An 18,295-nucleotide genomic window follows, 5' to 3' on the forward strand; every position below is an offset into this window, starting at 1 on the left:
CTCGACGAGACCCGAGGACACCGTGGCGAAGCTGACTGACAAGACCAACTCGACGACGCAGGTCGTCGAGGCCGAGTCGACGACGACCGGCAAGGGCCGTCCGACCCCCACCCGACGTGAGCGCGAGGAGGCCAACCGGCGTCCCCTCGTCGCCACCGGCAAGGAGGCGCAGAAGGCGCAGCGCGCCCGGCTCGCCGAGCAGCGCGACAAGGCCCGCGTCGGCCTCGCCAACGGCGAGGAGAAGTTCCTGCCCGAGCGCGACAAGGGGCCGCAGCGCCGGTTCATCCGCGACTACGTCGACGCCCGCTACAGCGTGGGCGAGGCCATGATCCCGATCATGATCCTCGTCATCGTGATGAGCATCGTGCAGGTCGCCGCCGTCCAGGCAGTGACGTTGTTCGTGCTCTGGGGGTTCTTCCTCGTGGCCATCGCCGACTGCCTCGTGGCCGGGCACCTGGTGACCAAGAAGCTCACCGAGAAGTACGGAGCGGGTGCCGTCCAGCGGGGCAACCGCTGGTACACGGCCATGCGCTGCATGCAGCTGAAGCCGATGCGCCTGCCGAAGCCGCAGGTCAAGCGCCGCGAGTTCCCCACTCTCTGAGCCGCCGCGTCGACCACGACGGAGCCCCGCATCTCGATCGAGATGCGGGGCTCCGTCGTCCGGGGCCGGCCCCGAGGACGTCGCGGTCAGCGGCTCCGGCGACGGAGCGCGAGCAGGCCTCGGTTCACCTGACGAGCCCAGAGCGGGCCGCGGTAGAGGAACGCCGTGTAGCCCTGCACCAGCGTCGCCCCGGCACGCAGCCTCTCGTCGACGTCCGCCGCGGTCGCGACCCCGCCGACCGAGACGACGCACGTCTCCGTCGGCAGCACCTCGCGGAGCAGCCGCAGGACCTCGAGCGAACGGCGCGCGAGCGGCGCGCCCGAGAGGCCGCCGGCGCCCGCGGCCTCGACCACGGACGCGTCGGTGGCGAGCCCGGCCCGCGAGAGCGTGGTGTTCGTGGCGACGACGCCCGCGAGCCCGAGCTCGGTGACGAGCTCGCCGATGCGTCGGACTCCCCCGTCGTCGAGGTCGGGGGCGATCTTGACGAGCACGGGGGTCGTGCCGGCGGCGTCGCGGACGGCCTCGAGCAGGGGTGAGAGGCGGTCGAGCTCCTGCAGGCCTCGGAGGCCGGGCGTGTTCGGCGAGCTCACGTTGACCGCCAGGTAGTCGGCGAGGGGTGCCAGCACCCGCGTGCTCTCGAGGTAGTCGTCGACGGCGTCGTCGACGTCGACCACACGGCTCTTGCCGATGTTGACGCCGATCACGGGGCGCACGGCGGCGCGCCTCGAGGCGGCGACGTTCACGGCCGCCGCGGCCGCGCCTCCGTTGTTGAAGCCCATGCGGTTGACGACGGCCTCGTCGGGGACGAGCCGGAACAGACGGGGCCGCTCGTTGCCCGGCTGCGGCCGGGCGGTGACGGTGCCGACCTCGACGTGGCCGAAGCCGAGCACGCCGAGCCCCTCGATGCCGCGCGCGTCCTTGTCGAAGCCCGCGGCGACGCCGAAGGGCGACGCGAAGCGCAGGCCGAGCGCCTCGACGGCGAGCGACGGGTGGGGTGCCGTGAACCGCCGCACGAGCGGCCCGAAGACCGTGCGCGGGACGGCGCGGATGACGCGGAAGGCGAGGTGGTGCGCGTCCTCCGGGTCCATGCGGGCGAAGACGACGTCGAAGAGGACGCGGTAGGGGGTCCTCACTCGTCGGCCGACCGGGTGGGTCGCGGACGCGAGGCGTGCTCAGCACGGAGCTGGCCGATGCTGGCCTCGAAGTCGTCGAGCGAGTCGAAGGCCTGGTAGACGCTCGCGAAGCGGAGGTAGGCCACCTCGTCGAGCTCCCGGAGCGGCGGCAGGATGGCGAGGCCGATGTCGTTCGCCTCGATCTGCGACGTGCCGGAGGCGCGGACCGCCTCCTCGACGCGCTGCGCCAGCACCGCGAGGTCGCCGTCGGTCACGGGGCGGCCCTGGCACGCCTTGCGGACGCCGGAGATGATCTTCTCCCGGCTGAACGGCTCGAGCACGCCGTTGCGCTTGACGACGTTGAGGCTCGCGGTCTCGGTCGTGCTGAACCGGCGGCCGCAGTTCGGGCACTGGCGCCGACGACGGATCGACGTGCCGTCGTCGCTCGTGCGGGAGTCGACGACGCGGGAATCGGGGTGGCGGCAGAAGGGACAGAACATGGTGCCCTCAGCGTATCGGCAGCGACGCCCCTGCCCCGGGCGCCGCCGCGGCGGGCGACGACGAGGTGGGCGACGACGCGGTGGGTCAGGGTCGGCGGAGGCGCGCGGAGACGGCCTCGCCGTGTGCGGGCAGGAGCTCGGCGCGCGACAGGGCCACGAGCCGGTCCGCCACCTCGGAGAGGGCTTCGTGCTCGTAGCGGACGATCTGCTGCGGGCGGAGGAAGGTGTACGCGCCGAGGCCGGACGAGAAGCGCGACTGGCCCCCGGTCGGCAGCACGTGGTTCGAGCCGGCGAGGTAGTCGCCGAGGCTGACCGGCGTGCTCGGGCCGACGAACACCGCCCCCGCGCTCGTGATGCCAGCGAGCACGGCGTCGTCGTCGCGCGTCTGGATCTCGAGGTGCTCGGGGCCGTACGCGTTGCTGAAGGCGACGGCGGCGGCGAGGTCGTCGACGAGGATCACCGCCGACTGGCGTCCGTCGAGGGCCACCTGCACGCGGGCGGCGCTGAGGGTGAGCGGCACCAGCCGGTCGAGCTCGGCCACCACGCGCTCGGCGAGGGCCGGCGAGTCGGTGACGAGGACGGCCGAGGCCTCTTCGTCGTGCTCGGCCTGGCTGATCAGGTCGACGGCGACGAGGGTCGCGTCGGCCGTCTCGTCGGCGATGACGAGGATCTCGGTCGCGCCGGCGACCGAGTCGATGCCGACGACGCCGCGCACGAGCTGCTTGGCCGCGGCCACGTAGTTGTTGCCCGGGCCCGTGATGACCTGGACGGGCTCGAGGCCGATCTCGGGCACCCCGTGGGCCAGGGCGCCGATCGCGCCGGCCCCGCCGATCGCGTAGACCTCGTCGACGCCGAGGAGCCCGGCCGCGCCCAGGATCACCGGGTGCACCGCTCCCCCGTGGTCGCGCTGCGCGGGCGACACGAGGGCGAGCGAGCCCACCCCCGCCACGAGGGCGGGGACGACGTTCATCACGACGCTCGAGGGGTAGACCGCCTTGCCGCCCGGCACGTACACGCCGGCCCGCGTGACCGGCTGCCACCGCTGCTCGATGACCGCGCCGGGGGCCGGCCGCGTCACGCTCGGCGCCGGCACCTGGGCACGGCTCGCCTCGGTCACCCGCGAGATCGACTCCTCGAGCGCGGCGCGAACCAGCGGGTCGAGCAGGTCGACGGCCGCGCGGATCTCGTCGAGCGGCACGCGCAGCGTCTCGGTGCGGACGCCGTCGAACCGGGCCGCCTGGTCACGGAGCGCGTCGGCGCCCCGCTCGCGGACGGCCGCGATGAGCTGGCGAGCCGACTCGGTCGCGGCCGACACGTCGACGTGCGACCTCGGGACGAGGGCGAGCAGATCGGCGTGGGTAGGCTGGAGGCCCCGGAGGTCAGTGGTCTGGATCATGGCCAGGTCAGCCTAGTCACCAGCTCCCTGACGGTGCGCGACGCCCGGCCGCGCTCCCCCGCCGGACGACCACCGAGAGGCTCCACCCGATGACGGACCAGTCCGTGCCCGTGCCCCCCGTCTCCGACGACCTCGAGGCCTTCAAGCAGGCCTTCCGTCGCCATGCGGCCGGGGTGGCCATCGTGACGGCGCGGGACGCCGCGGGCTCGCCCGTCGGCTTCACCGCGACCTCGCTCGCCAGCCTGGCGGCGGTGCCTCCCCTCGCGACGTTCAACATGGCCCGCAGCGCGAGCTCGTGGCCGGCGATCGAGTCGACCGAGCACGTCGTGATCCACCTGCTGGGCCTCCGCAACCGCGACCTGGCCGCGAAGATGGCCGGGCCGGCCGCCGAGCGCTTCAGCGGCGACCACTGGGAGGACGGGCCGCACGGCGTGCCCCTCCTCCGGGGCGTCACCGCCTGGATGTCGGGGCGGATCGTCGAGCGGTTCCCGGTCCACGCGAACGCCGTCGTGGTGGTCCAGGTCGAACAGGGCGACGTCGGGAGCGACGACGACGCCCTGCTGTACCACGACCGGCGGTACCTGCGACCGCTGCACCTCGACGACTGAGGCGACGAGGGAGGCGCCCACCGCGCCTCCTCGTCGGCCTCGCACCCAGCCCCGACGCGCCGGGCGGGCGTGAGCGTCAGACCAGGCAGCCCGGGCCGAGCAGGCTCTTGAGCTCGCCGTAGAGGTCGGCCGTGATGTCCACCGGCATGGGGATCTCGAACATGCGGGCGGCGTCGCCCTTGACCAGCCGGAGGCGCACCTCGGTCGACCCGGAGTGCCGACCCAGCACGGCCGCCAGCTCGGTCACCGTGTCGTGGGTGGCCCGGAACTCGGGCATCTGCAGCACGAGCGGCCCCTGGTTGACGCCCACGCCGAGGTCGGGCATGAACATGCTCGCCGCGTGCATGTTCATGCCGTCGTCACGGACGCTGACCCGCCCCTTCAGCACGATGATCGAGTCGCCGACCAGCGACGGTCCGAACTCTTGGTACGTCTTGCCGAGGAACATGGCGCTGATCTCGCCGCCGAAGTCCTCGACGGTGACGATGCCGTAGGGGTTGCCCGAGTTGCGCGCCACCCGGTGCTGGACGCTCGTGATGAGCCCGGCGATCGTCACCGTCTCGCCGTCGATCGTCGCGGGGTCGCTCGCGAGGATGTCGGTGACCGTCGTGCTCGCGTGCTTGGCCAGCGGCAGCTCGAGGCCGGCGAGCGGATGGTCGGAGACGTAGAGCCCGAGCATGTCGCGCTCGAAGGCCAGCTTGTCGCGCTTGGTCCACTCGGGGCGCTCGGGCACCTGCTGGACGTCCTGCGGCTCGTCCCACAGGGAGTCGAAGTCGAAGCCGACCTGCCCGTTCGCCTCGGCCCGCTTCTCGCTCACCGCGGCCTCGACGGCCGACTCGTGGATCTCGACGAGAGCACGCCGGGTCGAGCCGAGCGAGTCGAACGCGCCCGCCTTCACCAGCGACTCGACGGTCCGCTTGTTGGCGACCGGCATCGGCACCTTGCGGAGGAAGTCGTGGAAGGAGGTGAAGGCCCCCTCCTTGCCCCGCGCCGCGATGACGTGGTCGACGACGTTGAAGCCGACGTTGCGCACCGCGCCCATGCCGAAGCGGATGTCGTCGCCGACGGCGGCGAAGAAGCCGATCGACTCGTTGACGTCGGGCGGCAGCACCTTGATGCCCATCCGCCGGCATTCGTTGAGGTACAACCCGAGCTTGTCGCGCGAGTCGCCCGTGCTGGTGAGGAGCGCCGCCATGTACTCGGCCGGGTAGTGCGCCTTGAGGTAGGCGGTCCAGTACGAGACGACGCCGTACGCGGCCGAGTGCGCCTTGTTGAAGGCGTAGTCGGAGAAGGGCAGCAGGATGTCCCAGAGCATCTTCACGGCGCCGGCGGAGAAGCCGTTGTCGAACATGCCCTGCTCGAAGCCCGCGTACTGCTTGTCGAGCTCGGACTTCTTCTTCTTGCCCATCGCGCGACGCAGGATGTCGGCCTGGCCGAGGGAGAACCCGGCGACCTTCTGCGCGATCGCCATGACCTGCTCCTGGTAGATGATCAGGCCGTAGCTCGTCGAGAGGATCTCCTTCAGGGGCTCCTCGAGCTCGGGGTGGATCGGCGTGATCTCCTGTGCGCCGTTCTTGCGCAGTGCGTAGTTCGTGTGCGAGTTGGCGCCCATGGGCCCCGGACGGTAGAGCGCGATGACGGCCGAGATGTCCTCGAAGTTGTCGGGCTTCATCAGGCGGAGGAGGCCTCGCATCGGCCCGCCGTCGAGCTGGAACACCCCGAGGGTGTCGCCTCGCCCGAGCAGCTCGTAGGCGGCCCGGTCGTCGAGCTCGAGGTCTTCCAGCACGAGGTCGAAGCCGCGGTTGCTGCGGATGTTGTCGAGCGCGTCGTTGATGATCGTGAGGTTGCGGAGCCCGAGGAAGTCCATCTTGATCAGCCCGAGCGACTCGCACGCCGGGTAGTCGAACTGCGTGACGATCTGGCCGTCCTGCTCGCGCTTCATGATCGGGATGATGTCGATCAGGGGGTCGCTCGACATGATCACGCCCGCCGCGTGCACGCCCCACTGCCGCTTCAGCCCCTCGAGGCCGAGCGCGGTGTCGAAGACCGTCTTCGCCTCGGGGTCGGTCTCGACGACCGTGCGGATGTCACCGGCCTCTTTGTAGCGCTCGTGCTGCTTGTCGAAGATGCCCGTCAGGGGGATGTCCTTGCCCATGACCGCGGGCGGCATGGCCTTCGTGAGCTTCTCGCCCATGCCGAAGGGGAAGCCGAGCACGCGGCTGCTGTCCTTCAGGGCCTGCTTGGCCTTGATCGTGCCGTACGTGACGATCTGGGCGACCCGCTCGTCGCCGTACTTCTCGGTCACGTACTGGATCACCTCGCCGCGACGACGGTCGTCGAAGTCGACGTCGAAGTCGGGCATCGAGACGCGGTCGGGGTTGAGGAACCGCTCGAAGATGAGCCCGTGGCGCAGCGGGTCGAGGTCGGTGATGCGCATCGCGTAGGCGGCCATCGACCCGGCGCCGGAGCCGCGGCCCGGGCCGACCCGGATGCCGTTCTCCTTCGACCAGTTGATGAAGTCGGCGACGACGAGGAAGTACCCCGGGAAGCCCATGCCGGTGATGACGCCGATCTCGTACTCGGCCTGCTTGCGCACGTCGTCGGGGATGCCCGCCGGGTACCGGTACACGAGGCCCTTCTCGACCTCCTTGATGAACCAGGTCTCTTCCGTCTCGCCCTCGGGCACCGGGTAGCGCGGCATGTAGTTGGCCGAGGTGTTGAACTGCACGTCGCAGCGCTCGGCGATGAGCAGCGTGTTGTCGCAGGCCTCGGGGTGGTCGCGGAACAGGTGCCGCATCTGCGACGCCGACTTGAGGTAGAACTCGTCGGCGTCGAACTTGAACCGGTTCGGGTCGTTGAGGGTGGAGCCGGACTGTACGCAGAGGAGGGCCGCGTGGCTCGTCGCGTCGTGCTCGTGCGTGTAGTGCAGGTCGTTCGTCGCGACCAGGGGCAGGCCGAGGTCCTTCGAGAGCCGCAGCAGGTCGCCCATGATCTGACGCTCGATGCCGAGGCCGTGGTCCATGATCTCGGCGAAGTAGTTCTCTCGGCCGAAGATGTCGCGGAAGTCGGCGGCCGCCTTGACGGCCTCGTCGTACTGGCCGAGCCGCAGCCTCGTCTGCACCTCGCCGCTGGGGCAGCCCGTCGTCGCGATGAGTCCCTCGGAGTACTGCGAGAGCAGCTCACGGTCCATGCGCGGCTTGAAGTAGTAGCCCTCGAGGGACGCCCGCGACGACAGGCGGAAGAGGTTGTGCATGCCCGTCGTGTTCTCGGAGAGCAAGGTCATGTGCGTGTACGCGCCGGCACCGGAGACGTCGTCGCGACCGCCGTCGCCCCATCGCACGCGCGTCTTGTCACCGCGCGCCGTGCCCGGGGTGATGTAGGCCTCGGTGCCGATGATGGGCTTGACGCCGGCGTCGGTCGCCGTCTTCCAGAAGTCGTAGGCCCCGAACACGTTGCCGTGGTCGGTCACGGCCACCGCGGGCATGCCCTGGGCCGCGGCCTCGGTGATGAGCGGCTTGACCCTCGCCGCACCGTCGAGCATGGAGTACTCGCTGTGCACGTGCAGGTGGACGAAGGATTCTTTGCTCGAGGCCACGCGGCTCCCCGTCTGCTGGTGGTTCTGACGACTAGGGGAACAGCCTAGCTCCGACGGAGGACGTCGAGGGCCCCCTGCAGGTCGGCCGGGTAGCTCGACCGGTAGACCACGGGCTCGCCCGTGCCGGGGTGGCGGAAGCCGAGCTGCACGGCGTGCAGCCACTGCCGCGTGAGGCCCAGCTTGGCCGACAGCGTCGGGTCGGCGCCGTACGTCTGGTCGCCCACGCACGGGTGCCGCTGCGCAGCCATGTGCACGCGGATCTGGTGCGTGCGCCCCGTCTCGAGGTGGATCTCGAGCAGCGACGCGCTCGGGAAGGCCTCGACGGTCTCGTAGTGCGTCACCGACGGCTTGCCGTCGACGACGACCGCGAACTTCCAGTCCGAGGACGGGTGCCGGCCGATCGGCGCGTCGACGGTGCCGGTCAGCGGGTCGGGGTGCCCCTGCACGACGGCGTTGTAGATCTTCTCGACGGTGCGCTCACGGAAGGCCTGCTTCAGGAGCGTGTACGCCCGCTCGGTCTTCGCGACGACCATCAGGCCGCTCGTGCCGACGTCGAGGCGGTGGACGATGCCGGCCCGCTCGGCCGCGCCGGAGGTCGCGAGGGAGAACCCGGCGGCCGCGAGGCCTCCGAGCACGGTCGGGCCGGTCCAGCCCACCGACGGGTGCGCGGCGACCCCCACCGGCTTGTCGACCACGACGATGTCGTCGTCGTCGTGCACGATGCCGAGGTCGGGCACGGCGAGGGGCACCACGGTCGGCGCCTCGCGGGGCGACCAGCTCACCTCGAGCCAGGCGCCGGCCTCGAGCCGGTCGGACTTGCCCACGGGACGCTGGTCGACGGTCACCCCGCCGGCGGACGCGACCTCGGCCGCGAAGGTGCGGCTGAACCCCAGCAGCTTGGCGAGGGCCGCGTCGACCCGTTCGCCCGCCAACCCGTCCGGGACGGGCAGCGACCGCTGCTCGCTCACGAGCGAGCTCCCGGACCGGCAGGAGGCGCGGTGCGCTCGCCCGGACCGGTCGCGTCGCCGTGTCCGCCCGGCTCGCCCTCGGTGGAGGTCTCCGCGATGGAGGCACCCTCTCCCGCCGGCGGCTCGACGGCAGCCTGCCCCGTCGCAGCCCGCTCGGACGCAGCCTTCTCGGCCGCGTCTCGTTCGGCGGCCGCGGCGATCGACGCCTTCGTCGTCCGCGTCCCGTCGAGGTTGACGCCGAGGAGCGTCAGGAGCAGGAGGAGCCCCATGCTCGACACGATGAAGATGTCCGCCACGTTGAAGATGGCGGGCAGGAGGTACGGGAAGTAGATGAAGTCGACGACGTGTCCCTGGCCGAACGACGGCTCCCGGAACAGCCGGTCGGTCAGGTTGCCGAGCGTCCCGCCGAGCAGCATGCCGAGCATGATCGCCCAGGCACGCGAGCGGATGCGCCGCGCGAACACGATGATGGCGACCACCACGGCGGTCGCCGCGATCGAGAAGATCCACGTCGTGCCGCTGGCGAGCGAGAAGGCCGCGCCCGGGTTCTTCACGAAGTGGAGCTGGAGGAAGGATCCCAGGACGTCGACGCTCGAGCCCTCGACGAGATCGCGCGTGACGAGGTGCTTGGTGCCCTGGTCGAGCAGGTAGGCGGCGACAGCGACGAAGGCCAGCGCCGCGATGATGCGGGCGCTGACCTTCGTCGATGTGGTGTCGGTCGTCAACGACTCAGTTGACGCCGAAGCCCTGCGCGCTGGCGGGCTGCGGCTCGGAGGCACCCTCGGCGTCGAGCTCGCGGAGCTGACCCTCGATGTAGCCCTTGAGCTTCTGACGGTAGTCACGCTCGAACGTGCGGAGGTCGTCGATGCGACGCTCGAGGCCCGTGCGCTCGGTGGTGAGCTGCTCGAGCACCTCGCGACGCTTGCCCTCGGCCTCGGCCACGACCTCACGCGAACGCGTCTCGGCGGCGGCCTCGACCTCGCGCTGACGCGCCTCGGCCTCGGCGACGACGCGAGCCGCCGTGGAGTGGCCCTCGGCGATCAGCGCGTCGCGCTTCTCGACGCCCTCGCGGACGTGCTCTTCGTGCAGGCGACGAGCGAGCTGCAGGAGGTTGTTCGTGCCCTCGGTCTCCTCCGCGGAGGGACCGGCGTAGGCCGGGACCGGCGTCACCGTCGCGGCGGCGACCGGGGCGGGGGCCGCCACGGGGACCGGCGCGGACTCGGTCTTCTCGACCGGGGCGGGGACCGACGCGGGGGCCGGGGCCGACTCCGGGGCCGGCGCGCTGGCGACGGGTGCCTCGACGGACTTCTCGGCCGGGGTCTCGGGAGCGGAGCCGCCCGCGGCGAGGCGCTGGCGCAGCTCGTCGTTCTCCTGACCGAGGCGCCGCAGCTCGGCGACGACCTCGTCGAGGAAGTCGTCGACCTCGTCCTGGTCGTAGCCCTCGCGGAACTTGGTCGGCTGGAACCGCTTGTTGACTACGTCTTCCGGCGTCAAAGCCATTGCCGTCACCTCGTGTATCTGTCGGATCATGTGATCGTGGTCTGAGTCGTCCGCTACACCGTAGCGGCCGGGTGCCCGACGGAGCGGGACGGGGCAGCGAGTGCCCCCGGGTCAGCCTACCCTCTCGGGCGGGGCCGGGTCTGGCAGGCCCGCCGTCACCGCCGCGCCGCGGACCCGGGTGAGCCGCGCCGCGGACGGGACGAGGCTCAGGCGACGCCGCGGGCGACGTTCATCAGGATGATCGTCGCCAGCATGATGAGGCTCCACCCGAAGTCGAGGGCCACCGAGCCGAGCCGCACGGGCGGGAGGACGCGCCGGACGGCCTTGATGGGCGGGTCGGTGACCGTGTACGTCACCTCGGCGAGGACGAGCACGGCACCCCTCGGACGCCAGCCACGGCTGAACGACTGCGCGAGGTCGAGCGCGAAGCGCACCCACATCAGCAGGAAGAACAGCAGCAGGGCGTAGTAGACGAGGGAGGCGATCACGGAGACGATCATCGGGGTGTCATCAGCTCACACGAGTCGGCGTGGACGGGCCACGGGCTGGGAGGGCGGCACGGCGTCGTCGCCGGTCACGACCGGGATGACGGTCAGGACTGCGAGAAGAACGACGCCTCGATGTCGGACTCTACCTCAGCCTGCTCACCGCTCACCGCGATGTGGGCGGGCGACAGCAGGAACACCTTGTTGGTGACGCGCTCGATCTTGCCGTAGAGGCCCTGCGACAGGCCGCTGGCGAAGTCGACGAGGCGACGGGCGTCGGCCTCCGTCATCTGCGAGAGGTTGATGATGACGGGGATGCCGTCGCGGAAGCTCTCGGCGATCGCCTGGGCGTCCTTGTACTCGCGCGGGTGGACGGTGAGGATCTCGTTCATGTCGTGGGGCACCGTGTTCTTCGTGGGCGTGGCGCGACGCAGGGGCGTCACGGGGGCGCGAGTGGGCGTGGGGGCGGAGGCGGCCGCGGGGGCCTGGGCGACGGGGGCGACCGGGGCGGGCGCGGCGGCCGGGGCCTGGCGTCCGTGGTGGGCGGGCTGCGCCTCGGGCTGCTCGTCGTACTCGAGCTCTTCGTCGGCGAGGCCCAGGTAGACCATCGTCTTGCGCAGGGGGTTGGCCATGGGGGTGTCCTCCGGATCGGGTGTCGTCGAGATCGAGGTTAACGAGGTTCCGGGCGAGAACCCGTGATCGCCGCGCCGATGCGTAAGTGTGTCGCGCCCTCGGCGACGGCGTCGGCGTAGTCGTCGGACATGCCGGCCGAGATGGCGTCGGCGCCGGGCGCCAGCGTGCGCACCCGCTCGGACACGGTCCGGAGGCGTGCGAAGGCGGGGCGCGCCGGTCGCCCCAGCGGCGCCACGGCCATCACCCCGCGCAGCCGGAGCCCCGGCGACGAGAGCACCCGCTCGACGAGCGGCTCGACCTCGTCGGGCTCGGCACCGCCCCGGCCGGGCTCGTCGCTGAGGGCGACCTGCACCCACACGTCGAGGAGCCGGCCGTCGTCGACGGCGAGGGCGTCGACGACGCTGGGCCGGTCGAGGGAGTGCACCGCCGCCGCGTAGCGCCGCGCCTGACGCGCCTTCTTCGACTGGAGCTGGCCCACGAAGTGCCACCGGAGGCCCTCGAGGTCGGCCGTCTCGGCGGACTTGGCCTGCGCCTCCTGGTGGCGGTTCTCGGCCACGTCGCGGACGCCGAGGTCGTAGAGCTCGCGGACCAGGGAAGCGGGGTGGAACTTGGTCACGACGATGGTCGTCACCTCGTCCGGACGACGGCCCGCGGCCCGGACGGCGTCGGAGACGCCGGAGGCGACGCGCGCGAGTCGTTCGCGCGTGTCGCCTCCGGTGTCGGGTCGGTCGTCCGTCACTTCAAGAAGTCGGGGACGTCGAGGTCGTCGTCGCCGTCGTCGAAGGCGGGGTCGACAGCACGCGTCGCCGCGGGCTCCTCCGGGCGCTTCCAGCTGCCGGCGTCGTGCGACGAGCCGCTGTCGGCGATGGCCGAGACGCCGGCCACGGGAGCCGACGTGTCGGACTCGACGAAGCTCGAGCGGCGCTCCTTCGTCTTGGCCGTGGGCTCGCCGCCGTCGAAGCCCGCGGCGATGACGGTGACGCGCACCTCGTCGCCGAGGGTGTCGTCGATGACGGCGCCGAAGATGATGTTGGCCTCGGAGTGGACGGCCTCCTGGACGAGGCGTGCCGCGTCGTTGATCTCGAAGATGCCGAGGTTCGACCCGCCCTGGATGGAGAGGAGGACGCCGTGCGCCCCGTCGATGCTCGCCTCGAGGAGGGGCGAGGCGACGGCGAGCTCGGCGGCCTTGATGGCGCGGTCGGCACCGCGGGACGAGCCGATGCCCATGAGGGCCGAGCCCGCGCCCTGCATGACCGACTTGACGTCGGCGAAGTCGAGGTTGATGAGGCCGGGCGTCGTGATGAGGTCGGTGATGCCCTGCACGCCGGCGAGCAGCACCTGGTCGGCCGTGCCGAAGGCCTCGACCATCGAGATGCCGCGCTCGGAGATCTCGAGGAGGCGGTCGTTCGGGACGACGATGAGGGTGTCGACCTCGTCCTTCAGGGCGGCGACGCCGGCCTCGGCCTGGGCCTGGCGACGCTTGCCCTCGAAGCCGAAGGGCTTCGTGACGACGCCGATGGTGAGCGCGCCGATCGACTTCGCGATGCGGGCCACGACGGGGGCGCCGCCGGTGCCCGTGCCGCCGCCCTCGCCCGCCGTGACGAAGACCATGTCGGCCCCGGCGAGGGCCTCCTCGATCTCTTCGGCGTGGTCTTCGGCGGCGCGACGGCCGACCTCGGGGTCGGCGCCCGCGCCGAGCCCGCGGGTGAGCTCGCGGCCGACGTCGAGCTTGACGTCGGCGTCGCTTAGCAGGAGCGCCTGGGCGTCGGTGTTGATGGCGATGAACTCGACTCCGCGGAGCCCGAGCTCGATCATGCGGTTGACGGCGTTGACGCCGCCGCCGCCGACGCCGACGACCTTGATCACGGCAAGGTAGTTATGGTTCGTAGTCACGTCCGGGCCTCCGCTGGAACCTTAACTCTATGGTTGAAGGTCAAGGTTGTACATGGTATGCAAATGCTGCAGTCACAAGCTATGGGGAGCGCATGAGCGTCGTCCACACCGGGGCGGGCGTGTCGCGAACGCACCGCTCATCTCGTGCGGATGATGCCGTTGTCGGGCGCCGAGACGTCGAACTCGACCGAGGCGGCCGGGTCGCGCTTCGCCTGGTCGGCGATGAGGCCCGCGAGCACCTGCGCCTTGCGCTCCGACTGGTCGGCGCTGCCCCAGACGACCTGCTCGCCCGTCGTCAGGGTGAGCGTGACGTCGTCGGCGGTCGAGGCCGTCACGGTGTCGACCGTGGAGCGGAGCGTCACGGGGAGCGCGAGCAGCACCTCGGCCGCCGACCGGTAGGCCGTCCCGTCGAGGGCCGCTCCCCCGACGTCGACGAGGGGCACGCCGTCCTGCCGCGCGTCGAGCCACTGCACGACGATGCCGGCGGGGTCGACCAGCTCGAAGCCGTCGCCCGCGGCGACCGTGGCGATCGGCTGGCGCTCGGTGACGCGGATGACCAGGGTGTGCGGCGGGGCCGTCTCGGTGACGTAGCTCGCGATGAGCGGGAACTGCTCGAGGTCGGTCGTCAGCCGGCCGAAGTCGATGAGCGCGAGCGGCGTGCCGAGCTGGTCGTCGACCGCGGCCTGCACCTGGGCGGCGTCGACGCGGTCCGTGCCCTCGACCCGGATCTGCTGCAGCGAGAGCAGCGGCGAGAACACGGCGACGGCGACGGAGGCCACGAGGAGGACCGTCACGGCGCCGACGGCGATCCACGTGGCGCGCCGGTGACGGGACCGCCTCGTGAAGCGACGGACCTCGGAGCGCTCGACGCGCCTCCTCTCGGCGGAGGCCCTGCGGGCGGCTCGCCGGGCGTCGTGGGCTCGGCGACGGGACTCGTCGGCGCTGCCCGGTGCGGGGTCGATGCGGGCCGGCTCGGCCGCGTCCGACGGCGCCGGACGACCGGGGCCGGCCGGGGCCGGGGCGACGACCGGCACGGGCCCGGTGGGGGCGTCGTCGCCGACGCTCTCGCCGCCGGTCGACCTCTTCCGCTCGGCGCGGGCGGCGAGGCCGCGCAGCCGATCGCCGAGAGGTGCACGACCCGCGGGCGGGTCGGCTGGTCCGTCGGCCTCGTCCGGGGCGGAGGGCGGCTCGAAGCCCTCGGGCCGCCTCACGGCCGACCCGTGGGTCGCCCCGACGGGGTGGGACGGGGGGTCACGCGCCCGTCTCCTCCGCGGTCGAGGCGTCGGGCTCGGCCGCGGCGTCGAGGGCGCCGAGCAGCTGGGGCACGATGCGGTAGACGTCGCCGCAGCCGAGCGTGATGACGAAGTCGCCGTCGCGGGCGATCCGGGCGGTGAGGTCGGCCGCCGCCTGCCAGTCGGCGACGAAGTCGACCCGGCCGGCGTCGGCGAAGCGCTCGGAGACGAGCGCGCCCGTGACGCCGGGCTCGGGGTCCTCGCGCGCTCCGTAGACGTCGAGCACGACCGTGTGGTCGGCCAGCCGCTCGTAGGTCTCGGCGAACTCGCCGGCCATCATGCGCGTGCGGCTGTAGAGGTGCGGCTGGTGGACCGCGATGAGGCGCCCCTCCCCCACGACCGACCGGGCGGCCTGGAGCGCCGCGGCGACCTCGGTGGGGTGGTGGGCGTAGTCGTCGTAGACGCTCACGCCTCGCACGGTGCCGTGCAGCTCGAAGCGGCGCTCGGTGCCGCCGAACGACTCGAGCCCCGCGATCGCCGCCTCGGGGTCGACGCCGAGGCCGACCAGCACCGCGAAGGCACCGGCCGCGTTGACGGCGTTGTGACGGCCCGGCACGCGCAGCTGGACGGGCCAGCTGGCGCCGTCGCGGTGGAGGGTGAACGACACCGGTCCGGCGGACGCGACGTCGGACAGGCGCACGTCGGCCGACGCGTCCTCGCCGAAGGTGACGACGGCGGGGTGGTCGAGGGCGGCGGCGACGCGGCGCGCGCCGGCGTCGTCGCTCGAGATGACGACGAGCTCGCCCGCGGCGGAGGCGAAGTCGACGAAGGCTTGGTCGAACGCCTCGTGCGACCCGTAGTGGTCGAGGTGGTCGGCGTCGACGTTCGTGATGAGGGCGACGGCCGTGTCGTAGAGCAGGAACGAGCCGTCGGACTCGTCGGCCTCGACCACGAACAGGTCGTCGTCGCCGCCCGCGGCGCTCACGCCGAGCGACTGGATGACGCCGCCGTTGACGAAGCTGGGGCGACGGCCCGCCGCGAGCAGGGCCGTGACGAGCATGCCCGTCGACGTCGTCTTGCCGTGCGCGCCGGCGACCGACACGAGGCGGTGCCCGCCGATGAGCCAGGCGAGCGCCTGCGAGCGGTGCAGCACGGGGATGCCCTCGGCGAGGGCCCGCTGGTACTCCGGGTTGTCCTGCCAGAGAGCGCCGGTCACGACCAGCGTGTCGGCGTCGCCGACGTTCGCGGCGTCGTGGCCGATCGCGATATGCGCGCCGAGCTCGCGCAGAGCGGCCACGCCGGCCGTCTCGCGGATGTCGGAGCCCGTCACCCGGTGCCCCGCGGCGAGGAACACGCGCGCGATGCCGCTCATGCCCGAGCCGCCGATGCCGACGAAGTGGACGCGGCCGAGCTCGGCCGGGATCTGCTGCTGGAGGTCGGGCTTGATCATCGTTCTCCGGTGGTGCTCGAGGGCGTCGTCCTGGTGCCGTCGCGACGGGCGTGGGCCGCGGGTCGGGCCGTCGAGGAGGCGCGGCCGACGGCGTCGAGGACGAGGTCGACCGTGCGGTCGGTGCCGTCGAGCACCCCGACGGTGGCCGCGCGGACCGCCATGTCGGCGATGGTGGCCCGGTCGAGCAGGAGGTCGACGAGGCGACCCTGCACCCACTCGGGCGTGAAGTCGGCGTCGGCGACGAGGACGGCGCCGCCGGCCTCGACGACGTCGGTCGCGTTGAACCGCTGCTCGCCGTTGCCGACGGGGTAGGGCACGAGCACGGACGGCAGGCCGAGGGCGGTCAGCTCGCTCACCGTGGCCGAGCCGGAGCGCGAGACGACGAAGTCGGCCGCCGAGAGGGCGAGGTCCATGCGGTCGCAGTACCGGAGCAGGTGGTACCCCGCGAGGTCGGTCGAGCGGAGGTCGCTCTTCTCCCCGGTGATGTGCAGGATCTGCCAGCCGGCTCCGAGGATGCCCGCGGCGGAGGCGGCGACCGTCTCGTTGAGGCGGCGCGCGCCCGTCGAGCCGCCCGTGACGAGCACGGTGGGCTTGGCGGGGTCGAGGCCGAACTCGGCCAGCGCCTCCTGGTGGACGGCACGGCGGTCGAGGGTCTCGATCTCGACGCGCAGCGGCATGCCGACCCGGCGCGCATGGCGGAGCCTGGTCGACCGGAAGACGACGCCGACGTGCTTCGTGAAGAGGGCACCGAGGACGTTGGCCATGCCGGGCTTGGCGTTCGCCTCGTGCACCACGAGGGGGACGCCGGAGATGCGCGCGGCGACGTAGGCCGGTGCCGAGGCGTAGCCGCCGAAGCCGACGACGACGTCGACGTCGTGCTCGGCCAGCAGGGCACGGACGCCGTCGACGGCGCCCTTGAGCGCGCCCGGGAAGCGGAGGGCGGCCGGCGAGACCCGACGCGGGAAGGGCAGGCGGGGCACGGTGAGCAGCTCGTAGCCGCGCTGCGGGACCAGCCGGGCCTCGAGGCCCTCGGCCGTGCCCAGCACGAGCACGGTGGCGTCGGGCTCCCGACGACGGAGCCGGTCGGCGACCGCGAGCAGGGGGTTCACGTGGCCGGCGGTGCCGCCGCCGGCGAGGAGGTACGTCGTCACCGGAGAGACCCTACCCGCTGGTCGCGGAGCCTCGACGACGTCGCGGGCTCCTCGTGCCGACGGGCGAACGAGAGCACCACGCCGATGGCGAGCAGCGTCACGATGAGCGCCGAGCCGCCCGCGGAGATCAGCGGCAGGGGCACCCCGAGCACCGGCAGGAGGCCGAGGACCACGGCGATGTTGATGAGCGCCTGGCCGATGATCCAGGCGGTGATCGCCCCGGTCGTGACGCGCACGAAGGGGTCGTCGGTGCGGCGGATGATCTTGATGAAGCCGGTGGCGAGGACGATGAACAGGGCCAGCACGACGACGGCGCCGATCAGGCCGAGCTCCTCGCCGATGATGGCGAAGATGAAGTCGTTGTCGGCCTCGGGCAGCCACGACCACTTCGACTTCGAGTTGCCGAGGCCGACGCCGAATAGCCCGCCGGAGGCGAGGGCCCACGTCCCGTGCAGCGACTGCCAGCACGCGGCCTGGTAGTCGCTCGAGTCGGTGCAGCCCGACATCCACGCGGCGATGCGCTCGTTGCGCGAGTCGGAGGCCGAGGCGATGATCGGCACCACCGCGAGCAGGAAGAGCACGGGCACGGCGAGGAAGCGGAGGCGGACGCCGGCGAACCAGACGGCCGCGAACACGAGCAGCAGCATGACCATGGTCGTCCCGAGGTCGCCGCCGAGGATGACGAAGCCGACCGCTGCGCCCGCGACGGGGACGAGCGGGATGACGAGGTGGCGCCAGTCGTCGAGGAGGTCGCGCTTGACGGTCAGGATCATGCCGAGCCAGACCGCGAGGGCGAGCTTGACCGCCTCGGACGGCTGGGCCGTGAAGGCGTTGCCGACGTTGATCCAGTTGCGGTTGCCGCCGACCTCGTAGCCCAGGGGGCTGAACACGAGCAGCTGCAGGAAGACCGCGAACCCGAGGATGTGCCAGGCGTACCGCTTGTAGAACGAGATCGGCAGCCGCGAGGCGATGAGCATCAGCGGCACGCCGATCGCCGCGTAGACGCCCTGGCGCACGAAGGCGCCGAAGAACGACGTGTGCTCGGACGCGATGTACTGCTCGACCGACGAGGACGACAGCACCATGACGAGCCCCAGCACGACCATGAAGAGCGTCGTGCCGAGGATGAGGAAGAACGAGCCGGTCTCGGCGGCGAAGAGCTTCTTCACCC

The 18,295-nt window shown here is 72.0% G+C and carries 17 protein-coding genes; 2 read left to right on the top strand and 15 right to left on the bottom strand.

Annotated features, from left to right (window positions below; all coding sequences use genetic code 11):
- The first annotated feature begins 22 nt into the window (after positions 1 to 22).
- Entirely contained in the window at positions 23 to 601 is a 579-nt protein-coding gene (locus tag EDF38_RS07960; protein WP_233572299.1) for a DUF3043 domain-containing protein, read from the top strand.
- Between the two features lie 86 nt (positions 602 to 687).
- Here the strand turns inward: EDF38_RS07960 and EDF38_RS07965 are convergent, their stop codons facing one another.
- The 3 genes from EDF38_RS07965 to hisD all read right to left on the bottom strand — a co-directional run bounded on the left by EDF38_RS07965 (position 688) and on the right by hisD (position 3,609).
- Positions 688 to 1,734, bottom strand: coding sequence for a quinone-dependent dihydroorotate dehydrogenase (locus EDF38_RS07965; RefSeq protein ID WP_255409845.1), 1,047 nt, complete (start codon positions 1,732 to 1,734; stop codon positions 688 to 690).
- Positions 1,731 to 2,213 carry a transcriptional regulator NrdR gene (nrdR, locus tag EDF38_RS07970; RefSeq protein WP_123354740.1) on the bottom strand — a complete coding sequence of 161 codons (483 nt, stop codon included), beginning with the start codon at positions 2,211 to 2,213 and terminating at the stop codon, positions 1,731 to 1,733. The genes EDF38_RS07965 and nrdR overlap by 4 nt, the downstream gene beginning before the upstream one ends.
- Before the next feature lie 85 nt (positions 2,214 to 2,298).
- Complete coding sequence (hisD, locus tag EDF38_RS07975; RefSeq protein WP_123354741.1) at positions 2,299 to 3,609, bottom strand: histidinol dehydrogenase; 1,311 nt, start codon at positions 3,607 to 3,609, stop codon at positions 2,299 to 2,301.
- 89 nt (positions 3,610 to 3,698) lie between these two features.
- Between hisD and EDF38_RS07980 the strand changes: the two genes are divergently transcribed.
- Positions 3,699 to 4,217, top strand: a complete 519-nt coding sequence (locus EDF38_RS07980) for a flavin reductase family protein (RefSeq protein WP_123354742.1) — start codon at positions 3,699 to 3,701, stop codon at positions 4,215 to 4,217.
- Positions 4,218 to 4,293: 76 nt separating this feature from the next.
- Here the strand turns inward: EDF38_RS07980 and dnaE are convergent, their stop codons facing one another.
- The 12 genes from dnaE to ftsW form a co-directional block, all read right to left on the bottom strand.
- Positions 4,294 to 7,758, bottom strand: coding sequence for a DNA polymerase III subunit alpha (dnaE, locus tag EDF38_RS07985; protein WP_123355109.1), 3,465 nt, complete (start codon positions 7,756 to 7,758; stop codon positions 4,294 to 4,296).
- Between the two features lie 98 nt (positions 7,759 to 7,856).
- A complete protein-coding gene (locus EDF38_RS07990) occupies positions 7,857 to 8,780 on the bottom strand; it encodes an RluA family pseudouridine synthase (RefSeq protein ID WP_123354743.1) in 924 nt (307 codons plus the stop codon).
- Positions 8,777 to 9,505 carry a signal peptidase II gene (lspA, locus tag EDF38_RS07995; protein WP_370275609.1) on the bottom strand — a complete coding sequence of 243 codons (729 nt, stop codon included), beginning with the start codon at positions 9,503 to 9,505 and terminating at the stop codon, positions 8,777 to 8,779. Before lspA ends, EDF38_RS07990 begins: the two co-directional genes overlap by 4 nt.
- A gap of 4 nt (positions 9,506 to 9,509) precedes the next feature.
- Positions 9,510 to 10,280, bottom strand: a complete 771-nt coding sequence (locus EDF38_RS08000) for a DivIVA domain-containing protein (protein WP_123354744.1) — start codon at positions 10,278 to 10,280, stop codon at positions 9,510 to 9,512.
- A 206-nt stretch (positions 10,281 to 10,486) separates the two neighbouring features.
- Entirely contained in the window at positions 10,487 to 10,780 is a 294-nt protein-coding gene (locus tag EDF38_RS08005) for a YggT family protein (RefSeq protein WP_123354745.1), read from the bottom strand.
- Between the two features lie 92 nt (positions 10,781 to 10,872).
- A complete protein-coding gene (locus tag EDF38_RS08010) occupies positions 10,873 to 11,397 on the bottom strand; it encodes a cell division protein SepF (RefSeq protein ID WP_123354746.1) in 525 nt (174 codons plus the stop codon).
- 38 nt (positions 11,398 to 11,435) lie between these two features.
- Entirely contained in the window at positions 11,436 to 12,137 is a 702-nt protein-coding gene (locus EDF38_RS08015; protein ID WP_123354747.1) for a YggS family pyridoxal phosphate-dependent enzyme, read from the bottom strand.
- The gene (ftsZ, locus tag EDF38_RS08020) at positions 12,134 to 13,291 is read right to left on the bottom strand and encodes a cell division protein FtsZ (RefSeq protein ID WP_123354748.1); all 1,158 of its coding nucleotides are present in this window, start codon (positions 13,289 to 13,291) and stop codon (positions 12,134 to 12,136) included. The genes EDF38_RS08015 and ftsZ overlap by 4 nt, the downstream gene beginning before the upstream one ends.
- A gap of 137 nt (positions 13,292 to 13,428) precedes the next feature.
- Positions 13,429 to 14,502, bottom strand: coding sequence for an FtsQ-type POTRA domain-containing protein (locus EDF38_RS08025; protein ID WP_199734609.1), 1,074 nt, complete (start codon positions 14,500 to 14,502; stop codon positions 13,429 to 13,431).
- A 40-nt stretch (positions 14,503 to 14,542) separates the two neighbouring features.
- A complete protein-coding gene (gene murC / locus EDF38_RS08030) occupies positions 14,543 to 15,973 on the bottom strand; it encodes a UDP-N-acetylmuramate--L-alanine ligase (RefSeq protein ID WP_123354749.1) in 1,431 nt (476 codons plus the stop codon).
- Positions 15,970 to 17,124, bottom strand: a complete 1,155-nt coding sequence (locus EDF38_RS08035; RefSeq protein ID WP_123354750.1) for a glycosyltransferase — start codon at positions 17,122 to 17,124, stop codon at positions 15,970 to 15,972. The genes murC and EDF38_RS08035 overlap by 4 nt, the downstream gene beginning before the upstream one ends.
- The gene (ftsW, locus tag EDF38_RS08040) at positions 17,121 to 18,293 is read right to left on the bottom strand and encodes a putative lipid II flippase FtsW (protein WP_233572300.1); all 1,173 of its coding nucleotides are present in this window, start codon (positions 18,291 to 18,293) and stop codon (positions 17,121 to 17,123) included. Before ftsW ends, EDF38_RS08035 begins: the two co-directional genes overlap by 4 nt.
- Between the last annotated feature and the right edge of the window lie 2 nt (positions 18,294 to 18,295).

This window comes from Frigoribacterium sp. PhB160 (genome assembly GCF_003751785.1).
Taxonomy (GTDB): Bacteria; Actinomycetota; Actinomycetes; order Actinomycetales; family Microbacteriaceae; genus Frigoribacterium.

What these genes read in the sequence shown, in the direction of transcription:
- murC (WP_123354749.1), bottom strand. Translation starts at nt 15,973, where the DNA reads ATGATCAAGCCCGACCTCCAGCAGCAGATCCCGGCCGAGCTCGGCCGC.
- dnaE (WP_123355109.1), bottom strand. Translation starts at nt 7,758, where the DNA reads ATGCTCGACGGTGCGGCGAGGGTCAAGCCGCTCATCACCGAGGCCGCG.
- EDF38_RS07980 (WP_123354742.1), top strand. Translation starts at nt 3,699, where the DNA reads ATGACGGACCAGTCCGTGCCCGTGCCCCCCGTCTCCGACGACCTCGAG.
- nrdR (WP_123354740.1), bottom strand. Translation starts at nt 2,213, where the DNA reads ATGTTCTGTCCCTTCTGCCGCCACCCCGATTCCCGCGTCGTCGACTCC.
- EDF38_RS08000 (WP_123354744.1), bottom strand. Translation starts at nt 10,280, where the DNA reads ATGGCTTTGACGCCGGAAGACGTAGTCAACAAGCGGTTCCAGCCGACC.
- hisD (WP_123354741.1), bottom strand. Translation starts at nt 3,609, where the DNA reads ATGATCCAGACCACTGACCTCCGGGGCCTCCAGCCTACCCACGCCGAT.
- EDF38_RS08010 (WP_123354746.1), bottom strand. Translation starts at nt 11,397, where the DNA reads ATGGCCAACCCCCTGCGCAAGACGATGGTCTACCTGGGCCTCGCCGAC.
- EDF38_RS08005 (WP_123354745.1), bottom strand. Translation starts at nt 10,780, where the DNA reads ATGATCGTCTCCGTGATCGCCTCCCTCGTCTACTACGCCCTGCTGCTG.